This window comes from Segatella copri (genome assembly GCF_002224675.1).
In the GTDB taxonomy this organism is placed as follows: Bacteria; Bacteroidota; Bacteroidia; order Bacteroidales; family Bacteroidaceae; genus Prevotella; species Prevotella copri_U.
In genome coordinates this window covers 104,860-118,245 of sequence record NZ_NMPZ01000011.1, presented here as the reverse complement: position 1 = coordinate 118,245, position 13,386 = coordinate 104,860, and the positions used below count along the sequence as shown (strand labels likewise).

11 protein-coding genes are annotated in these 13,386 nt (G+C 44.5%); 4 read left to right on the top strand and 7 right to left on the bottom strand.

Features of this window, described 5'->3' with window-relative positions; all coding sequences use genetic code 11:
* The 7 genes from CFT61_RS08745 to CFT61_RS08715 all read right to left on the bottom strand — a co-directional run.
* Positions 1–889 (bottom strand): restriction endonuclease subunit S (locus CFT61_RS08745; RefSeq protein WP_176425552.1); only part of this gene is annotated, 889 nt, incomplete at its 3' end.
* Between the two features lie 20 nt (positions 890–909).
* On the bottom strand, positions 910–2,070 hold the full coding sequence (locus CFT61_RS08740) for a PDDEXK nuclease domain-containing protein (RefSeq protein WP_089544058.1): 1,161 nt from the start codon (positions 2,068–2,070) through the stop codon (positions 910–912).
* 1 nt (position 2,071) lies between these two features.
* Entirely contained in the window at positions 2,072–3,505 is a 1,434-nt protein-coding gene (locus tag CFT61_RS08735; RefSeq protein ID WP_089544057.1) for a type I restriction-modification system subunit M, read from the bottom strand.
* A gap of 9 nt (positions 3,506–3,514) precedes the next feature.
* Positions 3,515–6,232 (bottom strand): type I restriction endonuclease subunit R, encoded by a 2,718-nt coding sequence (locus CFT61_RS08730; RefSeq protein WP_089544056.1) that lies wholly within the window; start codon positions 6,230–6,232, stop codon positions 3,515–3,517.
* A gap of 386 nt (positions 6,233–6,618) precedes the next feature.
* Positions 6,619–6,945, bottom strand: coding sequence for a hypothetical protein (locus CFT61_RS08725; RefSeq protein ID WP_089544055.1), 327 nt, complete (start codon positions 6,943–6,945; stop codon positions 6,619–6,621).
* Between the two features lie 300 nt (positions 6,946–7,245).
* Positions 7,246–9,762 (bottom strand): ATP-dependent chaperone ClpB, encoded by a 2,517-nt coding sequence (clpB, locus tag CFT61_RS08720; RefSeq protein WP_089544054.1) that lies wholly within the window; start codon positions 9,760–9,762, stop codon positions 7,246–7,248.
* A gap of 31 nt (positions 9,763–9,793) precedes the next feature.
* Positions 9,794–9,982 carry a hypothetical protein gene (locus tag CFT61_RS08715; protein WP_089544053.1) on the bottom strand — a complete coding sequence of 63 codons (189 nt, stop codon included), beginning with the start codon at positions 9,980–9,982 and terminating at the stop codon, positions 9,794–9,796.
* Positions 9,983–10,133: 151 nt separating this feature from the next.
* Between CFT61_RS08715 and CFT61_RS08710 the strand changes: the two genes are divergently transcribed.
* The 4 genes from CFT61_RS08710 (at position 10,134) to mreD (ending at position 13,358) form a co-directional block, all read left to right on the top strand.
* Positions 10,134–10,727: an IMP cyclohydrolase gene (locus CFT61_RS08710; protein WP_089544052.1), complete on the top strand. Its 594-nt coding sequence runs from the start codon at positions 10,134–10,136 to the stop codon at positions 10,725–10,727.
* Between the two features lie 112 nt (positions 10,728–10,839).
* Complete coding sequence (locus tag CFT61_RS08705) at positions 10,840–11,862, top strand: rod shape-determining protein (protein WP_006847875.1); 1,023 nt, start codon at positions 10,840–10,842, stop codon at positions 11,860–11,862.
* A gap of 83 nt (positions 11,863–11,945) precedes the next feature.
* Positions 11,946–12,824 carry a rod shape-determining protein MreC gene (mreC, locus tag CFT61_RS08700; RefSeq protein WP_089544051.1) on the top strand — a complete coding sequence of 293 codons (879 nt, stop codon included), beginning with the start codon at positions 11,946–11,948 and terminating at the stop codon, positions 12,822–12,824.
* 33 nt (positions 12,825–12,857) lie between these two features.
* On the top strand, positions 12,858–13,358 hold the full coding sequence (gene mreD / locus CFT61_RS08695) for a rod shape-determining protein MreD (protein WP_089544050.1): 501 nt from the start codon (positions 12,858–12,860) through the stop codon (positions 13,356–13,358).
* Positions 13,359–13,386 lie beyond the last annotated feature (28 nt).

Genomic DNA, 13,386 nt, shown 5'->3' with positions numbered 1-13,386 from the left:
TATCACAAGTGATTTCTGCCTTTGGATTGATGCGTTTGAGCAGTTCGCTGGCAGGCTCGTCATTCGGGTCTTGCGGTACAAGTTTGCCGTGAATGGCAAGGTCAAGAACTTTTGCCTTTGCTTGCTTTATTGTAGTATGTAAGCTATATTGTTCATTATCCAAAGTTGTTATAATGGACAGCATGTACTTTGTTCTTGCTACTACTCTTTTTTGTTCAGCTAATGGTGGTAATGGAAATAATATCTGGCTTAACACACTCTGGTTCAAATTGTTCATAGTTGCCCCTACGCATTCTGTTGTAAGAATTATTTGCACATACGAAGACATATAAACAAGTTGGAAATACTGTGGCAATACTGATATTAAATGAAGGAAAAATGAACCTGTTCCGCAAATAAAGTCAACTTGCTCATTGCCTACAATAGTGCATTTTGTCAAATCTCCTCTACGAGCTAACACTATGTCATTGACTTCTAATTTATATCGTTCTAGTTCAATAGATTTGTCTTTTGATATATACATAATGTTCTTGCTTGATATAGTACCATTGACTATATTTGCAGGGTTTACAATAGGAACGCCATTAGCTGTTACGTAGTCTGATTTATGCACCATTGAGCCAAAAGGTCCTGTTGAGAATTTTGCACAAATGTCTTCTAAAGTTACCCATTCCCACCCCTTCGGCAGTTCAAAGGGATAATGCGGCTTATCAGAAGTCTTTGCAGACTTCTTTCCCTTCTTAATTTTTCCCTCTTTGATGAGTCTTTCTTTTTCTGCACGGATACGTTCGAGCAGCACCGATGCAGGCTCATCGTTGGGATCTTGTGGAACGAGCTTGCCGTGAATAGCAAGGTCGAGTATCTTTTGTCTTAATGCTTTTGTGTCCATTATTAATTTGTCTATTAATTTTAAGATTTATCTTCTTTTGAGAAGAACTGACAGAATTCCCTTAATTGTTGTTGCATTTTTTCTTGCGGAATTAAGATACGCTTATATTCCGCCACCATCGTAGGACTCATGCTGCGACTCATAGCATATTCAACAACAACCTTGTCCACATCAGGACATAAAATGATGCCAATAGAAGGGTTCTCGTTGGAACGTTTCACATCACGGTCAAGAGCTTCAAGGTAAAACTCTAATTGACCAAGATCTCGAGGATGGAATTTGGTTTTCTTCAATTCCACCGCAACAAGTGCCTGGAGACCGCGATGAAAAAACAGCAAGTCTGCCTTATAGGTAGATGCACCAACGGTGAGCGGATACTCTTGGTCCATAAAGATGAAATCTTTACCTAATTCGAGAATAAATTGCTTCATATGCTCTATTAATCCATTCTTCAATTTGCTTTCATTGTATTTCTTTGGTAACCCAAGAAAATCTAAAAACACAGTGTCTTTAAACATAATAGGAGCATCAGGATATTGCTCTAATAATCCCTTCGACATATTACTTTTATTTCCGAGAAGATTGGAAAAAGTATCATTGTCAATACAGCGCTGCATCTCTCTTTTTCCTAGTTTTTCTTTATGTGCATAAAGAATATAGAATAACCGCTGTTCATAACGCTTACAACGACATAGTATTTCTATATGGTTAGTGAACGTTGTCAACTCCAAAATTTTAGGCATTTGTGCAGCCAGTGGCTGCACAAATGCAGCAGCACCATTTTTTGATTGTATTGCCTTACTTTTCGATACTAATTGTTTTACTTCAATTTGTGCAGCCATTGGCTGCACAAATTCTGCATCAAGGTACTTATTTACTATCGTAGTGAAAGTTTCCGTAGAATATTCATCATAGAACATCACCATATTATATATGTTTCTTCTACTATATCCTTTTATCTCAGGATGTTGAGAACGGATATATTCAGATAGTTGGGAAATAACCTTGCTTCCCCATTCCTCACTTTTTAACTTCTTGGAAACATAGGCACCTACATGCCACGCTGTGAGCAGCATCTCCTTATTGACAGCCATAGACGCTTTACTTCGATGCTGAACTATCAGATTTACGACTTCAGTAAACTGCTGTTCGATGTTAGTGTTTGTCAAACTTTTGTCCATTTTATACCTCCTTTATTCCACTCAATAATTTCTCCAACTCGCTTACGGCCTTGCTGATATTCATGCTCTGTTCCTTGATGTTTGACATCAATTGGCTCAATGGTAAATCTTCAGTATCATTACCCTGTTTTATCCAAATGATATCAAGACTTGTCTTGTCACGAGCCATGATTTCATCAATGCTATACTTGCGCCATCTGCCAGATGGGTTCTTGTCTGCATCATATGTCTCTTTGCGGGCATTGATGTCCTCAGCATGATAGCAGGTTACAAAGTCATCGAGGTGGTGACGCTCTAACTTGTTCGTAGCCAAGGTGTGTTTTACACCAGTGCGATAGTCGTAGAACCAAATATTCTTAGTTGGCTGTCCCTTGGTAAAGAATAGTACGTTTGCCTTTACTCCCTGTGCATAGAAAATGCCTGTAGGTAAACGGAGAATGGTATGGAGATTGAAATCCGACAAGAGTTTCTTGCGGATGGTCTCTCCTGCGTTGCCTTCAAAAAGAACATTGTCTGGTAGGACTACTGCTGCACGTCCGCCAGTTTTGAGCATCAGCATCATATGCTGAAGGAAGTTGAGCTGGTTGTTCTTGGTTTCAACATAGAAGTCTGGACGATTGATTTCAACAGAACCGGCAGGGCGTGTGCCAAATGGAGGGTTGGCAAGGATGACATCCACCAAGGTGGAAGGTTCTTTCTCCAAAGAGTCCTCGCATACGATAGGGCTGTGGTCTGTGCCTATACCATGAAGATAAAGGTTCATGGAGGCAAGTGTAACCACAAGTGGGGTGATATCATTGCCATGTAACGCTTTGTTGTTCAAAAAGTCCAATTTATCACGATTCTGGCTTTGTTCCTTCATGTAATCGTAGGCAGCAAGCAAGAAGCCACCAGTACCACAGGCGGGGTCGCATACAGTCTCACCAATTTGGGGTTGCAAGCAGTCAACCATAGCTTTAATCAGTGGACGTGGGGTAAAGTACTGACCAGCACCACTTTTTTTATCTTGACCATTTTTCTCCAAGATGCTTTCATATATAGCACCTTTTACATCACCATCCATGATGAGCCATTGCTCTTCATCTATCATAGTGATTACCTTCTTAAGATAGACAGGTTTGTCAATCTTGTTTTGTGCTTTGGTATAGATGGTGCCGATGAGGTCATCTTGTTGACTTAATAGTTTGAGTGTACTCTCATATTGCTTTACGAGATCATAGCCATCCAAGCCTGTCAAGTCTTTCCATCTATACCCAACAGGTATGGATGAATCCTCTCCAAAGAGTTCCATATTCTCGTCATCCATCTTTAAGAAAAGAAGATAGGTGAGTTGTGTGATGTAATCTGTAAATCCTACTCCGACTCCTGCTAATGTCGTAGCAAGATTCCATACCTTTTTTGTGAGCGTTTGCTCAGTTGTTATATTTTTAGCCATATCTATATACTATGCAGTTGTTCTTAATACTATAAATTTATATACGGAATCCAAAGCCTCGTCAGCTTTCTTCATGTTTCCGAAAGCTGCAATCAATTGGGCTGCATGGGTGACATCGTTCTTCCTTATCTCTCGCACGTTGCAGGCTCCATTGGCTGCGATGTATTCCACTATCTTGCCTATCAAATCTTTCTGCTTCGCTGTTATATCCATCTGTTTTCGACCATACCAAAGATTAAACATACTTCGAGCCGTAGGATAGGCACTTTCCAGTTTTGCTGTCTGATGGTAAGCGAAGCGTACCAGTTGGATGATGTTGGTAAGAGCCTCCGATTCTTCCTTCCTGGTCGTGCGGCGTACTTTATCACCATATACGATGGCGTATGAATTCCATAAGAGCTTTTGGGCAAAGCGGTTGTTCTCCATCTTCAACTTGTTTTCCAAGTCTTTCAGCATGGAATAGGTGATAGGTTCGCCCTCGTTATTATATAGAATGCGTAAAGCTTCTATGTCATCACTGTGGTCGCAGCAATATTGCTCAAATGCATCTGTGGTACTTTGAGCCTCTTCTATAGAGAAACCTTTGGATATGAGCGTATCTTCTCCTGGCATCAGCGTGTTGACAAAACCAGCTGCAAGAATCAGTATGTACTTACAGACATTGGCATGATTAGCTATCGGAGATACCAAACCCTTACGTTCATTGTTAGGTTCATTGATATCTACGTATGGTGGCAATTGTGGCTGGTGCTCAGAATCGAGAGCATTATAGATGCGTTGAGCAATTTCCAGCATGTCATCATGAGCGATGCGGACAAATTCCTGTCGCTGTGCATTATCTGCCTTATTGTAAAGTCTGGATAATGTGGCAGCAAGTCGCTTGAGGTAATTGTCTGGCAGATTTCCATGAGCGATACGTTCCAATAGTTCTTTTAATGTGATGGTCTCTGTCTCTGGACCTTCATACTGACCTGGTATGATATGCTCATGTTCGGTTACTCCTACTGCATCAACAAGGAAGAAACAGTCTTTGCTTATTGCATTAGGTGTCACGTTGCGCAGCTGTTCATCACCTATTGTCCGGACTCCACGACCTTTCATCTGTGTATAGAGGGGAGCTGAAGCCACATCACGCATAAACATCACGACTTCCAGAGGCTTTACATCTGTTCCTGTTGCCACAAGAGTACAGGTTACGGCAATGCGAAAGTCCTTGTCGTTACGAAACTGGCGTATCAGTTCATTGCTATCTCCTGCTGAATAGGTTATCTTCTGAACAAAGCGGTCATCCGTGCGTCCAAAAACTTCTTTAGCAATTTGAACGATATTTGTTGCATGGTTCTCGTTGAGCGCAAAGATGAGGGTCTTTGGCAGATAGTCCATGTTAGGCTCTCTTTGAGGGTCATTGAACATTTCTGTATAGACAGCATCACGATAAGTGGAAAGAATAAGTTTTATCTGGGCAGGGTTGATGATGCTTCGATTTAACTCTTCTTTCGTATAAGTCTTCGTTTCTTTTGTGCTTACGGTTTTAACTTCACCAGTGTATCGAGTCTCAACTTTGGTTTTCTGACCTTGCATAATAGCTCCACCTTCTTCTGTTACCTTTGTTCTGATTCGATAGATGCGGCTATCGACGTTGACACCATCTATGACTGACTGCTCAAGCGTATAGTTTACAACACGGTTGTTGTTGAAGAATGCCATCGTTTCTGAAATTGGTGTCGCTGTAAGACCAATAAGGCGAGCTGTATCAAAGTATTCTAGCACCTTGCGCCAGTTGCCATAAATAGAACGGTGACACTCATCTATAATGATAAGGTCGAAGAAATCGTGTGGTAAGTTTGGGTTGTCTGGTAATGTTACTTCACCATCAGCTGTATCTTCATCGTCATCATCTGTATCCGTAATCTCTTCTCCTTTTAAGAGTGAGAATAATCTTTGTATGGTACAGATAACCACATTGCTGTCTGTTGGTACTTCAGCCGACTTCAACCTGTTGACTGCATAGATAGTATTGAAGGCATCACCAGTTTCCGTAAGGCGGAATGTGCCAAACTCTGTTTCTGCCTGTTTTCCGAGGTTATTGCGGTCAACAAGAAACAGAACACGACGCATAGGAGTATAGCTAAGCATGCGATAGGCCGTGAGACATGCCGTATATGTTTTGCCGGCACCAGTAGCTAGAACCATCAATGCACGATTTTGCCCTATACGGAAGCTCTTCTCCAATTCCGTGACTGCCTCATATTGGCATTCTCGCAGACCTTTCTTATTCAATGTAGGAAGTCCGGCAAAAGGGTCGTCTATACCTAACATCTTTACTATTTCCTTAGGAGTAAGAATGCGGCTGATAGTTTCCCATTCTGAAGTTTCACGATGTCTATAATCAAAAAACTCTATTTCCTTGCCATTTGATTTAAAAAGGAAAGGCAAAGGTTTTTGCCAGGCTTGATAACAGTCAGGTACACTCTTTGCATATGTGATAGCCTGTTCACTCACAATATTGGAAGAAATATTAATTTCTTCTCGTTTAGCTTCGAGCACACCGACAGCTTTCCCATTGATAAACAGGAAATAATCTGCTTCAAGATTGCCTTTGAGCAATCCCTCACGAATAGCTACGGCTGAGATGGTAGGCTCGTATTCATCCCGATTGACAACCTTCCATCCTGCATCAGCAAACCATTGGTCTATTTTGACTCTTGCTTTTTCTTCTGGCGTCATAGTTTTGTTACCTATTATTTTAGTTACAAAGATAATGATAATATTTCACTTGACCATTTATATGATTCACTATTTATGCTTTTTTGTCTTTTATGGATAGTTTCTCAACTTTTTAAAGAAAACTCTTGTTGGTTTCGATAGACAACCTTTCCTTACCAATATAAAATCTCATGAAATAAAACTGTCGTGAAACGCAAGAAGTCTGCTGGCATCACTGCCAACAGACTTCACTTTTCACTAAACCGAACCTAAAATTCTATCTTATATTTGAAAATCATGTAAATTCTATGGAAACCTGAATAAGTCTTATTACCTTTTAAAAAAACTAACCTAATCTATTCTTTCTTGTATAACGCCTGCAAAATGAATTGTCTTTTCCTATTTTATTATTCAGCAATAGTCTGCTGCTCTGTAGCTGTCTGATCTACTGTCTGCTGTTCTGTAGTCTCCTTCTGCTCAGTAGTTTCCTGCTGGGTAGAATCTTCTGTTGTTGCTGGAGTCTCCTCTGTTGTATTCTCCTGCTGGGTAGAATCCTCTGCTGCAGCCTGTGGCTGAACTGGAGCATCTACTGCCAATGAATCTGAAGGTGCATCTGGAGCTACTGTATCAACAGGAGCAACCTGAGCGTTACTAACCATTTTGCTTGATGCAAAAACGTTGCTTACTGAAACCATAACCAAAGCTGCGATAGCTGCAAACATAAACTTCTTCATAATCTTATCTTTTTAAAATTGTTACTAATTGATGTTACTTATTTGTTTGTGGATTCATTATCGAACCCGCTCATCATAGTCACAATCTGCGTGCCAAAAAGATGAGAAAAATGGCTTTGTGTTGATAATCAGGTATTTATGTGTTTTATGCCAAAAATGAATGGTGTGGAATGTGAGGAAACTCTGTGGAAATATTCCCCAAAAAGTTGGGGAATGCATGCATAAAAAAAGGTCCCGACGGGGATGTTACTCCCCGAAGGAACCTTTCTCATATAATAGGAAATGATAAAAACCTATCTTTTAGAGATTCTTAAACTCGATGCCGTTTGCCTCTGAGTAGTCAATGGTAATTGGCTTCTCGCGACTTACTTCCTCGGCAAGAATCTTCTTGCTCAAATCGTTCAGAACGTAATCCTGGATGGCACGCTTTACTGGGCGGGCACCAAACTCTGGGTCGTAACCTACCTCGGCAAGATAACCGATGGCGGCTGGAGTCCAGCGGAGATCGAAGCCCTGAGGCTCCAACATCTTCTTGGCTCTGTTCATCTGCAACTCAACAACCTTGGCAATCTGATCCTTGGTCAATGGCTGGAAGGTGATGATGTCGTCGATACGGTTCAGGAACTCAGGACGGAAGGTCTTCTTCAACATCTCACGGCTCGCATTGGAAGTCATGATGATGATGGTGTTCTTGAAGTTGACTACACGACCCTTGTTGTCGGTCAATCGGCCATCGTCCAATACCTGAAGCAGGGTGTTGAAGACATCTGGATGAGCCTTCTCAATCTCATCGAAGAGAACCACACTGTATGGCTTGCGGCGAACAGCCTCGGTCAACTGGCCACCCTCATCGTATCCTACATACCCCGGAGGCGCTCCAATCAAACGGGTGACACTGAACTTTTCCTGATACTCACTCATATCTATTCGGGTCATCATCGACTCGTCGTTGAAGAGATACTCGGCAAGTGCCTTGGCAAGCTCGGTCTTACCTACACCGGTGGTACCGAGGAAGATGAAGCTGGCGATAGGACGCTTTGGATCCTGCAAACCGGCACGGCTGCGGCGAACGGCATCACTTACGGCAGTGATTGCCTCGTCCTGACCGATGACTCTCTTGTGGAGTTCCTCCTCCAGATGGAGCAGTTTCTCACGTTCGCTCTGCATCATTCGGCTTACTGGTATTCCGGTCCAGCGGCTTACTACCTCTGCAATATCATCGGCAGTCACCTCTTCACGGATCATTGCCTCACCGCCCTGGGTGCTCTTCAGCTGCTCCTGAATCTTCTTGATGTCCTCTTCAAGGGCTACCAGCTTAGAGTAGCGAATCTCGGCTACACGTTCGTAATTGCCTTCACGCTCCATGCGCTCAGCTTCGAACTTGAGATTCTCCATCTCCTGCTTGTCTTGCTGAATTTTATTGACAAGAGCCTTTTCGCCTTCCCACTTTGCACGGAAGTCATGCTCCTTATCCTTCAACTCAGCAATCTCCTTGTCGAGCTGCTGAATCTTAGGCTGGTCGTTCTCACGCTTAATGGCCTCACGTTCAATTTCCAACTGCTTCAAGTGACGGGTGATTTCATCCAGTTCCTCTGGCACGGAGTCACGCTCCATACGAAGCTTGGCTGCGGCTTCATCCATCAGGTCGATGGCCTTATCAGGAAGAAATCTATCAGAAATATATCTCTCAGATAACTTGACAGCTGCTATGCAGGCATCATCCTGAATACGAACCTTGTGGTGGTTCTCGTAACGCTCCTTGATACCACGAAGAATGCTGATGGCATCTACCTCGTCTGGCTCATTCACCATCACAGTCTGGAATCGACGTTCCAGCGCCTTATCCTTCTCGAAGTACTTCTGATACTCGTTGAGGGTAGTGGCACCGATGGCTCTCAGTTCACCACGAGCCAAGGCTGGCTTCAGGATGTTGGCTGCATCCATGGCACCTTCGCCACCGCCAGCACCTACCAGGGTATGAATCTCATCGATGAAGAGGATAATCTGACCGTTGGCATTGGTTACCTCCTTGATGACGCTCTTCAGGCGCTCCTCAAACTCACCCTTGTATTTGGCACCGGCAACCAGTGCACCCATATCGAGCGAATAGAGCTGCTTGTTCTTCAGATTCTCAGGCACATCGCCACGGACGATACGCTCTGCAAGTCCCTCAACGATAGCGGTTTTACCTGTACCAGGCTCACCGATAAGGATAGGATTGTTCTTGGTGCGGCGAGAGAGAATCTGAAGAACTCTTCGAATCTCTTCATCACGGCCAATCACTGGGTCGAGCTTGCCGCTGCGAGCCTGTTCTACCAGATTCTTGGCATATTTTTCAAGACTCTGATAGTTCTCGTCGGCACTCTGGCTCTTCACGTTCTGACCCTGTCGCAAAGCCTGGATGGCTGCGGTGAGGTCCTTCTCGTTGGCACCCGCATCCTTGAGGATTCGGGCAGCGGTAGAGTTGCCTTTGAGGATAGCGAGGAGGATAGGCTCCACGCTTACGAATTCATCTCCCATCTTCTTGGCGATGTCCTCGGCGTTGATCAATATCTGGTTGGTATCGCCCGAGAGGTATGGCTGACCGGCACCCTGCACACGAGGCAGGTGCTGCATCTCCTGCTGCAGGAGCATGGCAATCTGATTGCCGTTCATGCCTAGCTTCTGGAAGATGTAGTTGGTTACATCAGGTGCTTTCTCGATGATACCACTGAGAAGATGCACCGGTTCGATGGTCTGCTGACCATTTCTCTGCGCTATGTTCACAGCGGCCTGCACCGCTTCCTGCGCCTTGATTGTAAATTTGTCGAATGTCATATCTTGATCTCCTTTCTAAATGTTATTTGTTCTACTTCTTGTTGTCTGGCTTCAGTTCTTCCGGACTTTCAGCCTTGGATGATGCTTCAGCCTTGCTGGCTTCCAGCATCGCAATCCGTGGATGCGAATAGCGTGCCCATTGCGCGTTTTTGGGCGTTTTTCTGACATTTTGTCTGTTTTTTCCTTCCTTTTTCCCTATTCGCAGAAAAACTTCTGTCAAAATGGCTGAACCATTACTTGATTTATCGCAAATATCCTTTAAATAATGTGATAATAGGTATTAAATATTTGTGTATTTCAAATATTCTTTGTATCTTTGCAGCGTTTTTAGAAACCATATTGAATATAAAAATTCGTAATATATAAAGTCAATGGCTGAAACAAAGAAGATCAAGACAGCTTTGGTGTCTGTCTTTCACAAGGATGGCTTGGACGAGTTGCTCGCCAAGTTGAATGAAGAGGGTGTTAAGTTCCTGAGCACAGGTGGTACTCAGAAGTTTATCGAATCTTTGGGTTATGAATGTGAAAAAGTTGAGGATGTCACCACATATCCATCAATCCTCGGTGGTCGTGTGAAGACTCTTCATCCAAAAATATTTGGAGGTATCTTGGCCCGTCGCGACAATGAGGGCGACCAGGAGCAGATGAAGGAGTATGAGATTCCTTCTATCGACCTCGTTATCGTGGATCTCTATCCATTTGAGCAGACTGTAGCCAGCGGCGCCAGCGATGCCGACATCATCGAGAAGATTGATATCGGCGGTATCTCCCTGATCCGTGCCGGTGCCAAGAACTTCAAGGACGTGGTTATCGTTCCTAGCAAGGCTGAGTACAGTGTGCTTCTCGACATCCTGAAGAAGAAGGGTGCTGAAACCGACATTGAGGACCGCAAGATGTTCGCAGAGCGTGCATTCGGCGTAAGTTCTCACTATGATACTGCTATCCACGCTTGGTTTGCCAAGTAATAAAGAGGTAAACCTATTCATCTCGCAACTCTTCCCGCTCTTGAAAGCGAGGGCGGGAAGATGACTACAAAGGAAAGATTTTAAGCTTAAAATATTAGATTTACATTAGCAAATGGGATTTTTTTCATTTATTCAGGAAATCGCAATGGACTTGGGTACCGCCAATACCATCATTATCAGTGATGATAAGATTGTAGTGGACGAACCTTCTGTTGTTGCCCTCGACCGCCGTACCGACAAAATGATTGCTGTAGGCGAGAAGGCAAAGATGATGTACGAGAAGACTCATGACAACATCCGTACAATCCGTCCTTTGCGTGATGGCGTTATCGCCGACTTTACTGCCTGCGAGCAGATGATGCGTGGACTTATCAAGATGGTTCATACAGGAAGCCGACTGTTCTCACCTTCACTCCGTATGGTGATTGGTGTGCCTTCCGGTTCTACCGAGGTAGAGCTCCGTGCCGTACGCGACTCTGCCGAGCATGCCGACGGTCGCGACGTATATTTGATTTTTGAACCTATGGCTGCTGCTATCGGTATCGGTATCGACGTAGAGGCACCAGAAGGTAACATGATAGTTGATATAGGTGGTGGTAGCACCGAGATTGCAGTCATCTCTCTGGGTGGTATCGTATCCAACAACTCTATCCGTACTGCCGGTGACGACCTGACAGCCGACATCCAGGAGTATATGAGCCGCCAGCACAACGTGAAGGTTTCTGAGCGTATGGCTGAGCGTATCAAGATTCATGTGGGTTCTGCCCTGACAGATTTGGGTGATGAGGCTCCTGAAGACTTCATCGTTCACGGTCCTAACCGTATCACAGCGCTCCCAATGGAGGTGCCTGTATGCTATCAGGAGATTGCTCACTGTCTGGACAAGACTGTAGCCAAGATAGAGAATGCAGTACTCTCTGCTCTCGAGAATACTCCACCAGAGCTTTATGCCGACATCGTGAAGAACGGTATCTGGCTTTCAGGTGGTGGTGCTCTGCTCCGCGGTCTCGACAAGCGACTTCAGGACAAGATCAACATCCCATTCCATATCGCCGAGGATCCATTGCACAGTGTGGCTAAGGGTGCCGGTATCGCATTGAAGAATGTGGATCGTTTCTCATTCCTGATGAGATAATTTCAAGATATTTAAATTCCGCATCTGGACCACTTGTGCCCATTTGCGGAATTTTAATCATATACAGATTCATTTTTTAAAGTATGCACAACCTTTTAGAGTTTTTGCAGAAATACAACCATTGGTTTGTCTTCGTGATTCTGGAGGTGGTGAGCATGGTGCTTCTGTTCCAGTATAACAGCTACCAGGGCAGTGCGTGGTTTTCTACAGCCAATGCCGTGACGGGCAAGATTTATGAATGGGATGCCAACGTGGAGACTTTCTTCTCCCTGACCAAGGTGAACCAGGAACTTACCCAGCGGAATGCCTATCTGGAGCAGCAGGTGCAGCAGCTGAGCGACAGCCTCTATGGAGTAACCAAGGATAGTGCCATCTATCACCGCGACCAGTTTGCGCTGCTTCAGAATTACCGACTCATCCCTGCCAAGGTGGTGGCCAACAGCCTGGACAAGCCAGACAACCTGATTACCATCGACAAGGGTAGCGCTGACGGCATCCATAAGGATATGGGTGTGATAAGCGGTACCGGAGTGGTGGGCATCGTGTATCTCGTGGCTCAGCATTACAGCATCGTGATACCAGTGCTCAATGTGAAGTCGAATATCAGTTGTACCATCCAGGGCAGAGGCTATTTCGGCTATCTGCGATGGAAGGGGGGCGTTTCGGAACTGGCATATCTGGAAGAGGTGCCACGCCATGCCCACTTCAAGCTGGGCGACTACGTAGTAACGAGTGGCTATTCGGCTGTGTTCCCTCCGGGAGTAAGAGTGGGCAAGATTCTGCACGTGTTTAATTCTGCTGATGGATTGTCGTATAGAGTACAGTTGAGACTTTCTACCGACTTTGCCCGTCTGCGTGATGTCTGCGTCATCGATGATGCCGTAATGAAGGAACGCCTTCAGATTATGCGTGCTGCACAGGATAGTATCATGCCCGACGGCAATGCCAAAGGTAAAAATTAAAAGATCATAGTAAGAGGAGATATATAAGTAGCAATGAGTATAGATTTGATAAAACGACTCGGCATCTTCGTGGTGCTCGTGCTGGTGCAGGGATTGGTGTTCAACCATATCCACTTGTTCAACTGCGCCACCCCCTTGCTGTATATTCTCATGGTGCTCCATTTCCGCAGAAACCACCCACGCTGGTCGGTGATGCTGTGGAGCTTCATGATGGGACTTTGTATCGACGTGTTTGCCAATACGCCGGGAGTAGCTGCAGCTTCGATGACCTTCATCGGACTGCTTCAGCCTTATCTTTTCGAACTCTTCGTGCCAAGAGACAGTGCCGACGACCTGGAGCCGTCCATGCGCACCATCGGTGTCGGTTCGTATGTTCTCTACACGTTGGTTATCGTACTCGTTTATAATCTGGTATTCTTTACTCTGGAGACCTTCAATTTCTTCAATTGGATGGAGTGGCTCCTCCGCATCGGTGGCGGTACAGTCATCACGATGCTGCTCATCATGGCATTGGAGAGCTTCCGCAAGGGATAGAACCTTGCTGCAAGACAGAGAACAGTAA